This is a genomic window from Gemmobacter aquaticus (assembly GCF_007859075.1).
In the GTDB taxonomy this organism is placed as follows: domain Bacteria; phylum Pseudomonadota; class Alphaproteobacteria; order Rhodobacterales; family Rhodobacteraceae; genus Gemmobacter; species Gemmobacter aquaticus.
Genome location: NZ_VOAK01000011.1, coordinates 1,198,802 through 1,215,225 on the forward strand (window position 1 = coordinate 1,198,802; position 16,424 = coordinate 1,215,225).

Annotated in this window: 16 protein-coding genes; 9 read left to right on the top strand and 7 right to left on the bottom strand. The window is 63.9% G+C overall.

Going from position 1 to position 16,424, the window contains the following annotated elements; genetic code table 11:
* Positions 1 to 34: 34 nt before the first annotated feature.
* On the bottom strand, positions 35 to 2,416 hold the full coding sequence (locus FQU74_RS07960) for a glycogen/starch/alpha-glucan phosphorylase (RefSeq protein WP_229704299.1): 2,382 nt from the start codon (positions 2,414 to 2,416) through the stop codon (positions 35 to 37).
* A gap of 349 nt (positions 2,417 to 2,765) precedes the next feature.
* Between FQU74_RS07960 and FQU74_RS07965 the strand changes: the two genes are divergently transcribed.
* Complete coding sequence (locus FQU74_RS07965; protein ID WP_146285864.1) at positions 2,766 to 3,200, top strand: RrF2 family transcriptional regulator; 435 nt, start codon at positions 2,766 to 2,768, stop codon at positions 3,198 to 3,200.
* 4 nt (positions 3,201 to 3,204) lie between these two features.
* Here FQU74_RS07965 and FQU74_RS07970 read toward each other — a convergent pair whose 3' ends face one another.
* A complete protein-coding gene (locus FQU74_RS07970; protein ID WP_146285865.1) occupies positions 3,205 to 4,266 on the bottom strand; it encodes a dipeptidase in 1,062 nt (353 codons plus the stop codon).
* 84 nt (positions 4,267 to 4,350) lie between these two features.
* Positions 4,351 to 6,768 carry a heavy metal translocating P-type ATPase gene (locus tag FQU74_RS07975; protein ID WP_146285866.1) on the bottom strand — a complete coding sequence of 806 codons (2,418 nt, stop codon included), beginning with the start codon at positions 6,766 to 6,768 and terminating at the stop codon, positions 4,351 to 4,353.
* 51 nt (positions 6,769 to 6,819) lie between these two features.
* On the opposite strand from FQU74_RS07975, the gene FQU74_RS07980 reads away from it, so the two are divergent.
* The gene (locus tag FQU74_RS07980) at positions 6,820 to 7,116 is read left to right on the top strand and encodes a heavy-metal-associated domain-containing protein (RefSeq protein ID WP_229704298.1); all 297 of its coding nucleotides are present in this window, start codon (positions 6,820 to 6,822) and stop codon (positions 7,114 to 7,116) included.
* Here FQU74_RS07980 and FQU74_RS07985 read toward each other — a convergent pair.
* Entirely contained in the window at positions 7,113 to 7,415 is a 303-nt protein-coding gene (locus tag FQU74_RS07985; RefSeq protein ID WP_146285867.1) for a hypothetical protein, read from the bottom strand. The genes FQU74_RS07980 and FQU74_RS07985 overlap by 4 nt on opposite strands.
* 142 nt (positions 7,416 to 7,557) lie before the next feature.
* Between FQU74_RS07985 and FQU74_RS07990 the strand changes: the two genes are divergently transcribed.
* The gene (locus FQU74_RS07990; RefSeq protein WP_146285868.1) at positions 7,558 to 7,899 is read left to right on the top strand and encodes a TfoX/Sxy family protein; all 342 of its coding nucleotides are present in this window, start codon (positions 7,558 to 7,560) and stop codon (positions 7,897 to 7,899) included.
* A 48-nt stretch (positions 7,900 to 7,947) separates the two neighbouring features.
* On the opposite strand, the gene ndk is transcribed toward FQU74_RS07990, so the two are convergent.
* Positions 7,948 to 8,370, bottom strand: coding sequence for a nucleoside-diphosphate kinase (gene ndk, locus FQU74_RS07995; protein ID WP_146285869.1), 423 nt, complete (start codon positions 8,368 to 8,370; stop codon positions 7,948 to 7,950).
* A gap of 227 nt (positions 8,371 to 8,597) precedes the next feature.
* On the opposite strand from ndk, the gene FQU74_RS08000 reads away from it, so the two are divergent.
* From FQU74_RS08000 to FQU74_RS08025, 6 genes are all read left to right on the top strand, one after another.
* Entirely contained in the window at positions 8,598 to 10,451 is a 1,854-nt protein-coding gene (locus FQU74_RS08000; RefSeq protein WP_146286244.1) for an ABC-F family ATP-binding cassette domain-containing protein, read from the top strand.
* A 136-nt stretch (positions 10,452 to 10,587) separates the two neighbouring features.
* Positions 10,588 to 11,211 carry a nitroreductase family protein gene (locus tag FQU74_RS08005; RefSeq protein ID WP_146285870.1) on the top strand — a complete coding sequence of 208 codons (624 nt, stop codon included), beginning with the start codon at positions 10,588 to 10,590 and terminating at the stop codon, positions 11,209 to 11,211.
* Positions 11,212 to 11,312: 101 nt separating this feature from the next.
* A complete protein-coding gene (locus FQU74_RS08010) occupies positions 11,313 to 11,930 on the top strand; it encodes a MarC family protein (protein ID WP_146285871.1) in 618 nt (205 codons plus the stop codon).
* A gap of 38 nt (positions 11,931 to 11,968) precedes the next feature.
* A complete protein-coding gene (locus FQU74_RS08015; protein WP_146285872.1) occupies positions 11,969 to 12,859 on the top strand; it encodes a PfkB family carbohydrate kinase in 891 nt (296 codons plus the stop codon).
* Positions 12,856 to 13,773, top strand: coding sequence for a pseudouridine-5'-phosphate glycosidase (locus tag FQU74_RS08020; RefSeq protein WP_146285873.1), 918 nt, complete (start codon positions 12,856 to 12,858; stop codon positions 13,771 to 13,773). The genes FQU74_RS08015 and FQU74_RS08020 overlap by 4 nt, the downstream gene beginning before the upstream one ends.
* Positions 13,774 to 13,859: 86 nt before the next feature.
* Entirely contained in the window at positions 13,860 to 14,570 is a 711-nt protein-coding gene (locus FQU74_RS08025) for a DUF502 domain-containing protein (RefSeq protein WP_146285874.1), read from the top strand.
* Here the strand turns inward: FQU74_RS08025 and FQU74_RS08030 are convergent.
* Together FQU74_RS08030 and FQU74_RS08035 are read right to left on the bottom strand one after the other, a co-directional pair.
* Positions 14,541 to 15,575 (bottom strand): patatin-like phospholipase family protein, encoded by a 1,035-nt coding sequence (locus FQU74_RS08030; protein ID WP_146285875.1) that lies wholly within the window; start codon positions 15,573 to 15,575, stop codon positions 14,541 to 14,543. The two genes, FQU74_RS08025 and FQU74_RS08030, sit on opposite strands and share 30 nt — an antisense overlap.
* Entirely contained in the window at positions 15,572 to 16,345 is a 774-nt protein-coding gene (locus FQU74_RS08035) for a 3-hydroxybutyrate dehydrogenase (RefSeq protein WP_146285876.1), read from the bottom strand. The genes FQU74_RS08030 and FQU74_RS08035 overlap by 4 nt, the downstream gene beginning before the upstream one ends.
* Between the last annotated feature and the right edge of the window lie 79 nt (positions 16,346 to 16,424).

A 16,424-nucleotide genomic window follows, 5' to 3' on the forward strand; every position in this document is an offset into this window, starting at 1 on the left:
GGGCGCCGGTTGGCGCCCCGCTTTAGGCTTGCGCTTACAGCGCGCTCTTTACGTCCCAGACATCAGCCATGTAGCCCCGGATCGTCCGGTCAGACGAGAAGAAGCCAGACCGTGCGGTATTCAGCGCCGCCATCCGCAACCAGCGTTTGCGGTCGGCATAGGCCGTATCGACCTGCGCCTGCGCCTCTCGATAGGCATCAAAGTCAGACGCCACGAGGAAATAGTCATGGTGCCAGACCCGGTGAACCAGCTCATGATAGCGCCCCGGCTCGGACGGGCTGAACCGGCCCTCGGCAATCATCTGCAACACATCCTGCAGAGGCTGGCTGGCGGTGATCGCATCCCGCGCATGATCGGGGTTCTGACGCCGCTTCATCACCTCCTCGGCGGTCAGGCCGAACAGGAAGAAGTTCTCGTCGCCAACCTCCTGCAGGATCTCGACGTTGGCACCGTCCAGTGTGCCGATGGTCGGAGCGCCGTTCATCATGAACTTCATGTTGCCGGTACCGGATGCCTCTTTGCCGGCGGTGGATATCTGTTCTGACAAGTCCGCTGCCGGGATCAGCCGCTCTGCCATGCTGACGTTGTAGTTCTCGGGATAGACAACCTTCAGACGATCGCCAACATCCGGATCGGAGTTCACCACGGCCGCAACGTCGTTGATCAGATGGATGATCTCTTTCGCGACCGCATAGCCCGGCGCCGCCTTGCCACCAAAGATCTTGACGCGCGGCACCCAGTCTTTCTTGGGGTCGGCCTTGATGTCGTGGTAGCGGGCAATGGTCTCAAGGATGTTCAGAAGCTGCCGCTTGTATTCGTGGATGCGCTTGACCTGCACATCGAACAGCGCATCGGCCGAGACGGTGACGCCGCAATGCTCTTTGATCCAGCCAGCCAGCGCCACCTTGTTCGCCCGCTTTGCCGCATCGAAATCTGCAAGGAAGGCGCTTTTCTTGGCATGCGGCTCCAGCTCGCGAAGCCGGTCAAGATCGGCCTCCCAGCCCTCGCCGATCGTGTCGGTAATCAGCCCCGCCAGCGGACGGTTGCACATCTTCAGCCAGCGCCGCGGGGTGACACCGTTGGTCTGGTTGATGATGCGGGGATGCAGGCCGTCAAGCTCGGCAAACAGGTTCTTCTTCACCAGATCGGAGTGCAGCGCCGAAACGCCGTTCACCTTGTGCGACATGATGAAGGCCAGCTCGCCCATTCGCACCTCGTGATGTTTCACGATCCCAACCCAATGCGGGGGATGATAGGTGTCACGATGCCAATGGTCGATACGTTCGATGATCTGCATATGGCGCGGCAGGACATTGCCGAAGGTGAAGGTTGCCCAACGCTCCAGCGCCTCGGGCAGAAGCGTGTGGTTCGTGTAGCCGAGGCAGGCGCGCGCCACCTCCATCGCCTCCATGAACTCCATCCCGTTCTCATCGACCAGAAGACGGATCAGTTCCGGCCCGGCAATCGCGGGGTGCGTGTCGTTCATCTGGATCGCGACGTGCTTGGGCAGATCGCGCAGCATGAATCCGCCCGCCTTGAAGCGGCGCAAGATGTCCTGCAGCGCGGCAGATGTCAGGAAGAACTCTTGCTTCAGGCGCAGTTCCTTGCCCTGATAGGTCGTGTCATCGGGGTAAAGAACGCGGCTCAGCGTGCGGGCCAGCGTTTCCGGTGCGGCAGCGGCGGCATAGTCACCCCGGTTGAACCGGTCGAGATCAAAGAGCGTCGTGGGCTTGGCGCCCCACAACCGCAGCGTATTGGCCCATTTGCCCTGCCAGCCGATCACCGGGGTGTCATAGGCTTCGGCCAGAACCGTCTCGCCCGGAACCCAGACATCGCGCCCGTCACGGGTCTCAAGATGGCCCTTGAAGGGAATGGTATAGGCGGCCTCGGGGCGCTCGAACTCCCACGGATGGCGTTGGGTCAGCCAATCCTCGGGCGATTCCACCTGACGCCCGCCCTCAAAGCGCTGACGGAACAGGCCGTGCTCGTAGCGGATGCCATAGCCATATGCGGGGCATCCGACCGTCGCCATGCTTTCCATGAAGCAGGCAGCAAGACGCCCAAGCCCGCCATTGCCAAGCGCGGCATCAGGCTCATCCTCGACGATGGTCCGGAAATCCTGGCCCAGCTCGGCCATCACCTGTTCGGCCATGTCGCGCAGGCCAAGGTTGATCGTCGCGTCTTCAAGCAGCCGCCCGATCAGAAACTCCATCGACAGGTAATAGACACGCTTGTGCCCGGTATCCCATGTCTTTCGGGTCGATGCGAACCACGGCTCGACGATCCGGTCACGGATGGCAAAGGACAGCGCCATACGCCAGTCATAGGTGCTGGCATGCGCCGCATCCTTGCCAAGCGTGTAGGTCAGGTGGCGCAGGATATCCTGCTTGAGTTGCGGCTCGCTCAGGTCTCTCACGTCTCGTTCCACTTCGATCTGTTGCCCGGCCGGGCACGGGTTAATTGGCTGCCGGGCGGCACGCCCTGAAAGCTGACTTTGCCGCATCGCAGCGACGAAGCGAAGAATCCGATCTGGGCAACGACCGTGTTAGCGCAAACATAACCAAAAAGCACCTATTTTTAATCAAGCCACGTCAGCATGTTATCAATCCAAAACGCTTTGGCAATCACTTCCTGCATGGCGTGTGCAGCGCATTTCATGCCTGACCGGCTGAAAACCTGCGCCGAGGAAACATGATCTAAGTCAAGGAAAGCATGGCCAGAACGGCTTAGGCGAGAATCAGGTTTAGCCCCGGGGAACCCACGCCATGCGCCTGACCACACGCACCAACCTCGCCATGCGGACGCTGATGTTCTGCGCCGTGAACACCCAACGGGTGGTCCGAAAGGCCGAGATTGCCCGGGCCTGCAACGCATCCGAGAACCATCTGGCGCAGGTGATTCACCTGTTGGCCCAAAAGGGGTTCCTGCGCACGATCCGCGGGCGTGCTGGCGGCTTGCAACTTGGCCGCCCCGCGACCGACATTCGGGTGGGTGACGTCTTCCGTACCTTCGAGGGCACGCTGCCATTTACCGAATGCTTCCCCGGTGCCGTCAATTCTTGCCCGCTCGTCTCTTGCTGCCGGCTGAAATGCGCGCTGGCCAAGGCGGTTGAGGCGTTTTACGCCACGCTCGACAGCCAGTCGCTGGACGACATGGTGCGCGACAATTGCCAGCTTGAAGGCCTGCTGAAGGTCGCCTGACCTCTTATTCTCCCCAGGTCCGGCGCAGGACCGACACCCAGTTGCCCCATGCCAGCTTTTCGATCAGCGCAGGGCCATAGCCATGCCCCTCAAGCGCCGCGATCAGGGCTGGCAACCCTGTGACATCGCCGATGCCCTGTGGCACCTCGGCGCCATCGAAGTCCGAGCCGAAACCCACATGGTCTTCGCCAAGACGCCCGATCAGGTGATCGAGGTGTCGCAATACAGGCTCCCACCCCATGTCCGGCGAACGCCGCCCATCCGGACGCAGAAAGACCGTCGCGAAGTTCAGACCAACCATGCCGCGAGATTCGCGGATCATGTCGAGTTGGCGATCTGTCAGGTTCCGGGTCGAAGGGGTAACGGCATGGGCGTTCGAATGGGTCGCAATCAGGGGAGCGTCCGAAAGTGCAGCCACATCGTTGAAACCTGCCTCGTTCAGATGGCTCAGATCCAGCACGATACGCAGCGCGTTGCACGACCGCACAAGCCGCTTTCCGGCATCACTCAGCCCCGGCCCGGTATCGGGCGTACCCGGAAACCGGAACGGGACACCATGACCGAAGACCGTCGGGCGCGACCAGACGGGCCCGAGCGAGCGCAGGCCAAGCGCGTGAAAGACATGCAGCGCGTCGAGACCGGGATCGATCGCCTCGGCCCCCTCCATATGCATGACACCGGCGATGACGCCGTCGCGGCGCGCGCCCTCGATCTCTGCCGCCGTGCGGCACAGACGGAACGCCCCCTCTGACGCACGCTCCATCCACAGCAGATGTCCCGCCATCGACAGTGCGATGGGCTGCGCCCATTCGAGCGGCAGCATCGCGGGAAGCTCGATTTCATAGGGGGGCGCGTCCATCATCGCCATATAGTCAGGCGCACCGGGGGCACAGGGGCTGGGCACATAGATCGCAAACATGCCGCCCGCGAAACCGCCTGCCCGCATGCGAGGCAGATCGAGGTGCCCCCGCCCCTCGCCCGTCAGCCAGATACTGTCACGCCGTCCTGGCGCCATCTGCAGGCGCAGCAATATATCGTTGTGACCGTCAAAGACCGGCTGGACCATCGGTATCCCCACTTCGTCAGGCCGACCCTGCCATGGCCTGTCGCCGATTGCCAGAGCCCGCCAGACGCAGCGCGCACCAAACGTTCACTGTGCGCGAACCGGAGGCACACGGCGCAGGCGCAGCGCATTTGTCAGCACGAAGACCGATGACAGCGCCATTGCCCCCGCCGCCAGCATGGGAGAGAGCGCCGGGCCGCCGAAGGGCACCAGCACCCCTGCCGCCACCGGGATCAACGCCGCGTTATAGCCAAAGGCCCACAGCAGGTTCTGCCGGATGTTGCGCATCACCGCGCGCGACAGCACGACGGCATTTGCCACCCCCATCGGGTCGCCCGACATCAGCACCACCTCGGCCGCCTCGATCGCGACATCGGTTCCAGTGCCAATGGCGATCCCCACATCCGCCGCCGCAAGCGCAGGGGCATCGTTGATCCCGTCCCCCACAAATGCCACACCCGGCGCAAGGTCGCGCACCACATCCACCTTGCCGCCGGGCAGCACCTCAGCCCGGACATTGGTGATCCCAAGCTCTGAGCCGATCGCCAGTGCGACGCGTTGTGCATCGCCCGTGACCATCGCCACGTCCAGATCCAGTGCGCGCAACGCCTTGACCGAGGCTGCCGCCGAAGGTTTGACCCGATCGGCCACAGCCAGCACGCCAAGCACCTTGCCATCAACCGCAAGGTAGATCGGCGTCTTGCCCTGCACCGCAAAACCCTCGCCCTCGACCTGCCATTGGCCGCAGCCATCGGGGAACATCCGGGCCGCCCCTACGGCCACGCGGGCGCCTTCGACGGTCGCCTCGGCCCCATATCCGGGGCGCGCGGCGAAATCGGTGACAGGCGGGATCTCCAGCCCTTGTGCCTTTGCCGCGTGCACCACGGCCTGCGCCAGCGGATGCTCGGACCGCATCTCGACCGCAGCAGCAAGACGCAGCAAATGCGGAGAGGCGGGCTTGAGATCGGTCAGCACCGGCTTGCCCTCGGTCAGTGTGCCGGTCTTGTCAAAGGCAATTCGTTTGACCTCGGACAAGGTCTGCAGGGCTTCGCCCCGGCGGAACAGCACACCAAGCTCTGCTGCGCGCCCGGTGCCCACCATGATCGACACGGGCGTGGCCAGCCCCATGGCACAGGGACAGGCGATAATCAGAACCGAAACACCCGCCACCAGTGCCTCGGCCAGCCCCGGCCCGACCACCAGCCAGACCGCCACGGTCAGAAGCGCCAGCGCCATCACCACCGGCACGAACCACAGGGTGATGCGATCAACCAACGCCTGAACCGGCAGTTTGGTGGATTGCGCCTCTTCGACCATGGCGATGATGCGCGAAAGGACCGTATCGGCGCCCACCTGCGTCACACGCACCGCAAGTGTGCCATTGCCATTCACTGTGCCACCGGTCACCGGGTCGCCCAAGGATTTGGCGACCGGCATCGCCTCGCCCGTCAGCATCGCCTCATCCACCGCCGACTGACCCTCTTCGACCACGCCATCCAGCGCAATCCGTTCGCCTGGACGGATGATCAGCCGCGCGCCGGGCCTGATCTGCGCCACCGGCAGATCGACAAACGCACCGCCGTCTTCGATCCGGGCGGTCTTAGGTTGCAGGCCCACCAGCCGCGCGATAGCGGCCCCAGCCTGACCGCGCGCCCGCGTCTCAAGCACCCGGCCGACAAGGATCAGCACGACGATCACGGCTGCGGCCTCAAAATACACCGCACGCGATCCGGCAGGCAGAAGCGTCGGCGCAAAGGTCGCAACGGTCGAATAGGCCCAGGCCGAAGCGGTTCCCACTGCGACAAGGCTGTTCATGTCGGGCGCCCCCCGCAGCAAGGCGGGCACCCCTTTGGCAAAGAACCGACGCCCCGGCCCCACGAGCACAAGCGTCGCCAGAACAAACTGAACCTGCCAGAGCAGACCCATCGGCACGACGGATATGAGCCAATGGTGGAAGGCCGGGATCAAATGACCGCCCATCTCGGTGATGAAAACCGGCAGGGTCAGCGCCCCGGCGATCCAGGCATCGCGGGTCAGGCGCTGCAACTCGGCGGCGCGGGCGCCGGGGTCGGCATCGGCGATAGGCGTGGCGTCGAACCCTGCGCGTGTCACCACGGCGGCCAGATCGTCGGGCGTTGCCGCCCCCTCCCACAGCGTGATGCTTGCACGCCGCGCCGCCAGATTGGCCCGCGCATCCAGCACGCCCGGCTGCGCCTTCAGCACCCGCTCGACCCGGCCCGTGCAAGAGGCGCAGGTCATCCCTTCGACCGACAGCTGTAGCGTCGTTTGCCTGACCGGGTATCCCGCGCGGCCAAGCACCCCGGCCAGAGCCTGCGCCGTGGCTGGGGCCTGAAAGCGGACCTCCGCGCTTTCGTCAGCCAGATTGACGCGCGCAGCCGCCACGCCGTCCTGTGCGGTCAGCACACGCTCGGCGCGCGCCACGCAGGATGCGCAGGTCATCCCGTCCAACCGGAAGCGCACCATCTGCAGCGTCGACCCATCCATGCGGCTCTCCTTCTTGGCGCCCATATCGCCGCCGATCCAGACGGAAGGTCAATGGCCCATCCACCCCGTGCGCGCGACATTCCGCCACTTGACCTTTGCCCGCGCCGGCGCACAAATGCGGCGCTTCAGCAGAAAATGGGACCCGCGATGATCCGCTTCAACATTCCCGACATGAACTGCGGCCATTGCCGCGCCTCGATCGAAGCGGCACTGACCCCGATGCCCGGCGTAAACGCGCTGCGCTTTGATATCGACGGCCGCATGATTGAGGTCGAAGGCGATGCGCCTGCCGCAGAAATCATTCAGGTTCTTGATGCAATCGGCTTTCCGGCCAAGGTTCTGGGCTAATCTGGGCGCGGCGAAAATAACAGCTTTTCAGCGAAGCCCGACGACGGCTGCAACCCCTGCGTGGCATTGTTAACAAACTGCCACATTTTTTTGCATCTCTCACCTTCCCCAACGTCGATTGCACTTGAATCGCCAGAATCCGGCGCATAATTGGCGAACGGCGACACGCGGCCCGACGGATTGGCAAACGGTACACCCGAATGCCGCAGGTCGCCGAGGTACGAGTGTCCATGTAAACCGGAGAGAACAATTGGCCCAAGACCAGAACCCGCAGCCGCAGCAGCAACAAGGCGGCGCACCTTCGCCCTCGCAACAGCAGCAGGGTGGACAGCCGATCTTCAAGGACTGGGCTGCAATCTGACGGCACCCGCCGACGTGATGCCCGCTTGACAACGACAGGCCAGCCGTCAGGCTGGCCTTCGTCTTTTCAAGGGCACCCGCATGGCCGAACCCGTCTCTTCCATTCCTAACCTTGGCCCCGCGTCCGAGGCGGCCTTTGCGCGTGCGGGTATCCACAGCGCAGAAGAGTTGCGCGCACTGGGCGCCGATGCGGCCTATCTGGCGCTGCTGAAATCCGGAACCCCACCGCATTTCATTGGATATTACGTACTGGTCATGGGCTTGCAGGGGCGCCCGTGGAACGACTGCAAGGGCGACGAGAAAAAGGCGCTGCGGGTCAAATTCGACGCGTTGAAGGAAGCGGCGGCACACGCACCGCTTGCGGGCCTGCCCGGCCCGCTTGCCCGCGAGCTTGACCTGCTGGGCGTCGTCGCGCGCAAATGAAAAGGCCGCCCAGACGGGCGGCCCCTTGATCCTTCCGGACTGCTGAAATCAGCCGACCAGTTCCAGACCCGAGAAGAAGAAAGCGATCTCGCGCGCGGCCGAAGCTTCGCTGTCCGAACCGTGGACCGAGTTCTCGCCCTTCGACAGGGCAAACTCTTTGCGGATGGTGCCTTCGGCAGCAGCGGCCGGATCGGTCGCGCCCATCACTTCACGGTTCTTGGCAATGGCGCCTTCGCCTTCCAGAACCTGCACGACGACCGGCTCCGACGCCATGAACGCGCAGAGTTCGCCGTAGAACGGACGCTCGGCATGCTCGGCATAGAACTGGCCAGCCTGGGCGGGCGACAGGTGAATACGCTTGGAAGCAACGACGCGCAGGCCGGCTTCTTCAAACTTCGCGACGATCTTGCCGGTCAGGTTGCGCTTGGTGGCGTCGGGCTTGATGATCGACAGGGTACGTTCGATGGCCATGAGGCTCTCCATAAGTGGCAAGGCGCGGGAAGTGGTCCCCCGCGCCGGATTTCTGGGCGCCCCTCTATCATGCGCGACCGATGTTGAAAAGGGCGTGACGGAAGAAGGGGGCGCTGCCCCCGCCGCGCGTGCCGCGCGACTCCCCCGGGGTATTGCGGCCAAGAGGAAGCACAGGGCCCTTGTTGATCGGTTGACGGCGGGCGGGGCTTGCGGCATGGCTCATGCCCATGCTGCGCATCTCTGACATCACCTATTCGATCGAAGGCCGCCCGTTGTTCGAGGGGGCCACAGCCACTATTCCCACGGGCCACAAGGTGGGTCTTGTGGGCCGCAACGGCACCGGCAAGACCACGCTGTTTCGTCTGATCCGGGGCGAGTTGGCCCTTGAAGGGGGCGAGATCACGATCCCTGCCCGCGCCCGCATCGGCGGCGTGGCGCAGGAGGTGCCCTCATCCTCGACCTCGCTGATCGACACGGTGCTGCAGTCAGACACCGAACGCACGTCACTGCTGGCCGAGGCGGAGACCGCGACCGACCCGCACCGGATCGCCGAGATCCAGACCCGTCTGGCCGATATCGACGCATGGTCGGCCGAGGGGCGGGCGAGCGCGATCCTGCGCGGCCTTGGTTTTGACGCCGAGGCGCAACTGCGGCCCTGCTCAGACTTTTCGGGTGGCTGGCGGATGCGCGTGGCGCTGGCGGGCGTGCTGTTTTCGCAGCCTGACTATCTGCTGCTTGACGAGCCGACCAACTATCTTGACCTCGAAGGCGCGCTTTGGCTTGAAAGCTATCTGCAGAAATACCCCCATACGGTCATCATCATCAGCCACGACCGGGGACTTCTGAACCGCGCCGTGCAAGGGATCCTGCATCTCGACAACCGCAAGCTGACCTACTGGCAGGGTGGATACGACCAATTCGCCCGCCAGATGGTCGAGCGCAACGCAGTGCTTGCCGCCGAGGCCAAGCGCGTCGAGGCGCGACGCGCGCACTTGCAGTCCTTCGTCGACCGTTTCAAGGCAAAGGCTACCAAGGCCGCACAGGCCCAAAGCCGTGTGAAGATGCTGGAAAAGCTGACGCCCATCACCGCCCCCGAAGAAGCGCGAAAGATGGTCTTCACCTTCCCCGAACCCGAAGAGCTGTCGCCGCCAATCGTGAACCTTGACAATGCCGCCGTCGGCTACGGCGACCGGCCCGTGCTGCGCCGCATGTCGCTGCGCATCGATCAGGATGACCGGATCGCCCTGCTGGGGCGCAACGGCGAGGGGAAATCGACACTCTCCAAGCTGCTGGCGGGCAAGCTGGATGTGATGGGTGGCACCGTTACCCGGCACGGCAAGCTACGCATCGGCTTTTTCGCGCAGCATCAGGTGGAAGAGCTGCATCTGGACGAAACCCCGCTGCAGCACGTCCAGCGCCTGCGCCCGGAAGAGCATCAGGCGCGTTTGCGGGCGCGGCTGGCAGGCTTTGGCCTGATGGCCGAACAAGCCGAGACTGCGGTGGGTCGCCTTTCTGGCGGGCAGAAGGCGCGCCTGTCGCTGCTGCTTGCCACGATCGATGCGCCGCATCTTCTGATCCTTGACGAGCCGACCAACCACCTGGACATCGAAAGCCGCGAGGCGCTGGTCGAGGCCTTGACCGAATATTCCGGCGCGGTGATCCTCGTCAGCCACGACATGCACCTGCTGGGCCTTGTGGCCGACCGTCTGTGGCTGGTGAAGGGCGGCGCGGTGGCACCCTATGACAAGGATCTGGAAAGCTACCGGGCCGAGCTTCTGGCCGGCGACGAGCCTGCCAAGGAGGCCGCCAAGCCTGCAGAGAAGCCAAAGAAAGCCGGGCGTGACGAGGTGCTGGCCCTGCGGTCAGAGGTGCGCAAGTGCGAGGAGCGTCTCGCGAAGCTGACGGGCATGCGCGAAAAGCTGCAAGAAAAGCTTGCAGACCCCGTCCTGTACGACGAGGCAAAGAAACAGGATCTGGCTGTCTGGACCGCCAAATTCGCCGAGGTGGAAGAGGCGATGGGGCGGGCCGAACTCATGTGGCTTGAAGCTCAGGAAAAGCTGGATCTGGCCGAGGCGCGCTGACGCCTTTACCAACCCATTGATTTTCAGTCGTTCATTTTCGAACGCCCGCTCTGCGCTTGTGCACATAACGGCCGGTTGAAGCTTGGACCTTGCGGTCGCAGATATATGCTGCAACCGCAGAAAAGGGCCTCCAGCCATGACGAACGCAACCATTGAAACCCTGAAGAAACGCCGCACCCAATACGCGCTCGGCCGTAACACAACCCATTCGAACGACGCGCTTGAGGCGTTGATCAAAGAGGCGATCCGGCTGACGCCCTCGTCCTTCAACTCGCAGTCCTCGCGTGCTGTGATCCTGTTCGGCGCCGCGTCGGAGAAGTTCTGGCAGCTGACCGAGGACGCCCTGCGCGCCATCGTTCCGGCCGAGGCCTTTGCGCCCACCGAGGCCAAGATGCGCGCCTTCGCCAGCGGTATCGGCACGGTGCTGTTCTATGAAGATCAGGACACGGTGAAGGGCCTGCAAGAGAACTTCCCGCTCTATGCCGATGCCTTCCCGACATTCTCGGAGCATTCGGCCGGCATGGCACAACTCGCAGTCTGGAACGCGCTGGCCGATGCGGGACTTGGCGCTTCGCTGCAGCACTACAGCCCTATTGCCGACGAACCCGCCGCCCGCGCCTTCAACGTGCCCGCAAGCTGGAAACTGCGCGCGCAGATGCCCTTCGGATCGCACGAGGCGAGCTTTAAAGAAAAGACCTTCATCGAGGATGATGGCCGCTTCCTGACCTACGCGGGCGATCTGGCGCTTGCCGCCGAGTAATCCGCAAAAGGGCGCCCAAAGCGGCGCCCTTTTTCTTTACGCCCCATTGCCTTGCACAGATATCCGCGTGACAATGCCCAACGCGCGCAACAGGGCAAGACATGATCACTTCCGGCTTCCTTATCACCGCTTTCGCCACGCTTTTCGTGGTGATCGACCCGCCGGGGCTGGTGCCGTTGTTCATTGCCCTGACACGCGGCATGTCGGTCAGTCGGCGCAGGGCACTGGCCACACGGGCCTGCATCATTGCGATTGGCATCCTTGCGGCCTTCGCCTTTGCGGGCGAGGCGCTCTTGGGCTTCATCGGCATCACCATGCCAGCCTTCCGGATTGCGGGCGGCATTCTTCTGTTCCTGACCGCACTCGACATGCTGTTCGAACGACGCACTCAACGGCGCGAGGGGCAGCAGGCCGAGCCAGACCACGACCCTTCGGTCTTTCCGCTGGCCACCCCCCTGATCGCCGGATCGGGCGCCATCGCCACGATGATCCTGCTGGTCGGACAGGCGGGCGGCGGCATGGCCGGTACCTTGATCGTGATCGGCGTCATGCTGGTCGTCATGATCACGACCTTCGCCTTCCTTCTGGCCGCCCCGCCGCTTGAACGGATGCTGGGCCGCACCGGAACCATCGTCATCACCCGTCTTCTGGGCATGCTGCTTGCAGCACTTTCGGTGCAGTTCGTGATCGACGGGATCCGGGGCACCGGCTTGATCTGAGCCTTGCGGGCGCACGCCTCTTGGGCGACAAGGCAAATATGACGGCAGACATTCTTTGCATCGGTTCTGTCCTTTGGGACATCATCGGTCGCTCGCCCACGGCGATGCGGCTTGGCTCGGACGTACCGGGCCGGATCACACGCCTGCCCGGTGGTGTGGCGATGAACATCGCCATGACGCTGCGCCGGTTTGGTCTGGTTCCGGGCCTACTGACCACGATCGGCCGCGACCCGGAGGGTGACGAGCTGATCGCCGCCTGCGCGCGGATGGGCATGGTCACCGACCATATCTATCGCAGCGAGGATCTGCCGACCGACCGTTACATGGCGGTCGAGGGCGCGAATGGCCTGATCGCCGCGATTGCCGATGCCCACTCGCTTGAGGCGTCGGGAGACAAGATCCTGCGTCCGCTGGGCGACGGTCGACTGGGCAGCGCGGTATCACCGTGGGTGGGGTTGATCGCACTGGATGGCAACCTGACTGAGGCGCTACTGTCGCAGATTGCAACCTCGGCCCTCTTCGCGCGTGCCGACCTGCGCGTGGCCCCTGCCAGTCCGGGCAAGGCCGAGCGGCTGCGCCCGCTCTTGGAGCATCCTGGTGCCACGCTCTATGTGAACCTCGAAGAGGCGAACATCCTTTGCGCGGCCGACCACGACAGTGCCCCTGCCGCCGCGCAGGCCTTGCTGGATCGGGGCGCGCAGCGGGTTCTTGTGACCCATGGTGGCAAGACCTGTGCCGAGGGCACCAAGGGCGCAGGCGTCATTGCCGATGCGCCGCCCCCGGTTCTCGTGACCCGCATCACCGGTGCGGGCGACACTTTCATGGCGGCCCATATCGTCGCCGAACGTCGCGGCGAAGGGCGCGAGGCTGCGCTTGCCTCGGCCCTGCGAGCCGCCGCGACCTATGTCTCAGGAGAGATCGGATCATGACCCTGCCCCTCGCCTTCACGACCGAAGTGCGCGCCGCGCTGGATGCGGGCAAGCCTGTCGTCGCGCTGGAATCGACGATCATCACCCACGGCATGCCGTTTCCGCAGAATGTTCAGGCCGCACGCGCGGTCGAGGCCGAAGTGCGCAAGGGCGGCGCGGTTCCTGCGACGATCGCGGTGATGGGGGGACAGATCCTCATCGGGCTGACGGATGCGCAGCTTGATGATCTGGGCAAGACCCCCGATGCCATGAAGCTCAGCCGGGCCGACCTGCCGGCCTGCGTGGCGCTTGGCCGCGTGGGGGCAACCACGGTCGCCGCCACCATGATCTGCGCGGCGATGGCGGGCATCCATGTCTTTGCAACCGGCGGCATCGGCGGCGTTCACCGCGGGGCGGAAACGAGCTTTGACATCTCGGCCGACCTTGTGGAACTGGGCCTCTCGCCCGTGACCGTGGTTGCAGCGGGCGCCAAGGCGATCCTCGACCTGCCCAAGACGCTGGAAGTGCTTGAGACACAAGGCGTGCCCGTCATCGCCTATGGTCAGGACGATTTCCCGGCCTTCTGGTCGCGCTCATCCGGGCTCAAGGCGCCGCTCAGGATGGATGACCCGGCGCAGATCGCCGCCGCGCAGCTGATGCGCGCGCGCCTTGGCCTGAAGGGTGGACAGCTTGTTGCGAACCCGATCCCCGAGGCCGACGAGATCCCGCGTGACGAGATCATGCCGGTCGTCGAACAGGCGCTGTCCGAGGCCGAGGCGCAGGGGATCGCCGCCAAACAGGTGACGCCTTTCCTGCTGGACCGGATCTTTGAGCTGACCTCTGGCCGGTCGCTGGCCTCGAACATCGCGCTGGTTCTGAACAACGCCCGCCTTGCTGCTGCGATTGCAGGCGAAATCGCCCGCCAGCGGGCTTAACTTCCGGGCTTTCGACCATATGTCATGCGCTGTTCATTGAATCGCATGAAACCACTGGCTTAGATGATCGCCAGCAAGGAGTAGGCATGGACGATCACTCGCATCCCCGTAAGCGCGGCCTGCTGGGCGGGCTACGCGCCAGCTTTCTAACGGGGCTGGTGGTCATTCTTCCCATCGGGCTGACGATCTATCTGATCTATACGGTGGTCGGCTGGATCGACAGCTGGATCCTGCCGCTGATCCCCTTTGGCTGGCGGCCGGATCAGCTTGTCGAATACTACATCGGCCCGGATGCCAATTTTCCGACGCGCGGCCTTGGGGTCATCGTCTTTCTGATCTTCACCGTCGTGATCGGCTGGATCGCAAAGGGCCTGATCGGCCGGTCGGTCATCGCCCAGACCGAGGCGCTGGTGGACCGGATGCCGGTGGTGCGGTCGGTCTACGGCGGGTTCAAGCAGATCACCGAAACCTTCTTCGCCAAATCGGAAAAAAGCTTCGAGCGGACCTGCCTCGTCGAATTCCCGCGCCCCGGCAGTTGGGCTGTGGGGTTTGTTGCCACCACCGCCAAGGGCGAGATCGCCGAGAAACTGCCCTCGGACAAGAAGATGATCGCGGTCTTCCTTGCGCTGACCCCGCTGACATCGGGCATCATCCTCTATGTGCCGGAAGAGGATGTGATCTTACTCGACATGAAGGCCGATGACGCGGTGAAGCTGATCGTCTCGGCCGGACTCGTCGCGCCCACGCCCAGGGATTTGCGGGCGGCACTAGCCGAAAAGCCCGCGCAGATCGACTGAGCTGTCCTTGCCCACCTTGCTGCGGTGGGTGCCAAGCCAGTCCTCGGCGGCGGCCCGTCCGGCCGACTTGAGCCGCGCCAACAGGCCGGGGCTCGGTTGCAGCTTGCTGCCCGCACCCAACTCGTTCATCAGATCCTCATCCGCGACCAGATGCACGCGGATGTCCCGCATCGCGCCTTTGGGCATTCGGCCTTCTGCGATCAATCGCTTGACGAAGTTCACGGCGCGCAACTCACCCAGCAGGGCTGAGTTAAAACTGATCTCGTTGACGCGGTTCTGGATCTCGACCGGCGTCTGCGGGATGCAATCGCGCCGCAGCGGATTGATCGCAATGATCATGATATCTTCGGGCAGGTCGGGGCGATAGAGCGGGAACAGCGCCGGGTTGCCCGTAAAGCCGCCATCCCAGAACACTTCGGGGCGGCCGGTCGCGGGGTCAATCAATTCGATGGCCTGAAACACCGTCGGAAGGCAGGCTGAGGCGAGCAGCGTTTCGGGCGAAATCTCTTCGCCCTCAAAGACGCGGATCTTGCCCGTACGAACATTGGTGGCAGAGATGAAGAGCGCGGGCCCTTCGCGCTGGCACACTTTCCCGAAGTCGAAGCGTGCGACCACCTCAGACAGCGGGTTCTGCCAGAACGCGCCCCAAGCATAGGGTGTGTAGACCTGCGAAGCGACCGCAACGGGCGAGACCGGCAGGGCACCGGATACCGCCTCGGCAAATGCGGTGGCGATCGGAAAGGCCTGTGACATCCACCGCGCGACACGCAGATCGACAAGCGCGCCCACATCGTTCCACAGCCGGTCGAGGCTTGCGCGCGCGCCTGCCGCCCCACCGTCATGCAGCCCGGCCTTCAGGGCTGCCGCGTTCAACGCGCCAGCAGACGTTCCGGTAATCCCCGCGACCTCAAGGTCAGGCTCTTCCAGAAGCCGGTCCAGAACGCCCCAAGTGAAGGCGCCATGCGCGCCGCCACCCTGAAGAGCCAGGTTCAACCGCAAGGTCACAGCGCGGTCCAGCCCCCATCTACGCTGATCGTGGTGCCAGTGATCTGGTCGGCCGAGGGGCTGGACAGAAAGACCACCGTGCCCCCCAACTGTTCGACCGTGGCAAACTGGCGCGAGGGCTGACGTTGCAGCATCACCTCGCGGATCACGGTTTCGCGGTCCATGTTGTATTGCTTCATAGTGTCGGGGATCTGCGCCTCAACCAGCGGGGTCAGCACATATCCGGGGCAGATGGCGTTGCAGGTGATGCCTTTGCCCGCAACCTCAAGCGCGACTGTTTTGGTCAGCCCCACCACGCCATGCTTCGCCGCCACATAGGCCGATTTGAAGGGCGACGCGGTCAGTCCATGGGCCGAGGCGATGTTGATCACCCTGCCCCAACCTTTGGCCTTCATCCCCGGCAGCGCGGCCGCCGTCGTATGGAAGGCCGACGACAGGTTGATCGCGATGATCGCGTTCCACTTATCAACCGGAAACTCGTCAACCGGTGCGACGAACTGGATGCCCGCGTTGTTCACAAGGATGTCGCAGCCGCCCGCCTTTTCGATCAGGGCACGGCATTCGTCACCCTTGGACATGTCAGCGGCGATGTAGCGCACATTGGCGCCGGTATCCGCGGCGATCTGCGCCGCCAGCGCGTGATCCTCGGGCCGATCGGTGAAGCTGTTGATCACAACCTCGGCCCCGGCCTTTGCCAGTTCGACCGCCACACCCAAGCCGATGCCAGAGTTGGAACCGGTCACAACCGCCCGTTTGCCCTTCAGGATCATTCTGCCACTCCTGTCTGATGCTGCGCCCGCAACATAAGCCGAGCGGGCAAGGACGGGAAAGCAAAACCCACGCTGCGAC

Coding starts and splice junctions, on each gene's coding strand:
- FQU74_RS07965 (WP_146285864.1), top strand. CDS start 2,766: ATGCGCCTGACCACACGCACCAACCTCGCCATGCGGACGCTGATGTTC.
- FQU74_RS07970 (WP_146285865.1), bottom strand. CDS start 4,266: ATGGTCCAGCCGGTCTTTGACGGTCACAACGATATATTGCTGCGCCTG.
- FQU74_RS07975 (WP_146285866.1), bottom strand. CDS start 6,768: ATGGATGGGTCGACGCTGCAGATGGTGCGCTTCCGGTTGGACGGGATG.
- FQU74_RS07980 (WP_229704298.1), top strand. CDS start 6,820: ATGGCCCATCCACCCCGTGCGCGCGACATTCCGCCACTTGACCTTTGC.
- FQU74_RS07990 (WP_146285868.1), top strand. CDS start 7,558: ATGGCCGAACCCGTCTCTTCCATTCCTAACCTTGGCCCCGCGTCCGAG.
- ndk (WP_146285869.1), bottom strand. CDS start 8,370: ATGGCCATCGAACGTACCCTGTCGATCATCAAGCCCGACGCCACCAAG.
- FQU74_RS08000 (WP_146286244.1), top strand. CDS start 8,598: ATGCTGCGCATCTCTGACATCACCTATTCGATCGAAGGCCGCCCGTTG.
- FQU74_RS08005 (WP_146285870.1), top strand. CDS start 10,588: ATGACGAACGCAACCATTGAAACCCTGAAGAAACGCCGCACCCAATAC.
- FQU74_RS08010 (WP_146285871.1), top strand. CDS start 11,313: ATGATCACTTCCGGCTTCCTTATCACCGCTTTCGCCACGCTTTTCGTG.
- FQU74_RS08015 (WP_146285872.1), top strand. CDS start 11,969: ATGACGGCAGACATTCTTTGCATCGGTTCTGTCCTTTGGGACATCATC.
- FQU74_RS08020 (WP_146285873.1), top strand. CDS start 12,856: ATGACCCTGCCCCTCGCCTTCACGACCGAAGTGCGCGCCGCGCTGGAT.
- FQU74_RS08025 (WP_146285874.1), top strand. CDS start 13,860: ATGGACGATCACTCGCATCCCCGTAAGCGCGGCCTGCTGGGCGGGCTA.
- FQU74_RS08035 (WP_146285876.1), bottom strand. CDS start 16,345: ATGATCCTGAAGGGCAAACGGGCGGTTGTGACCGGTTCCAACTCTGGC.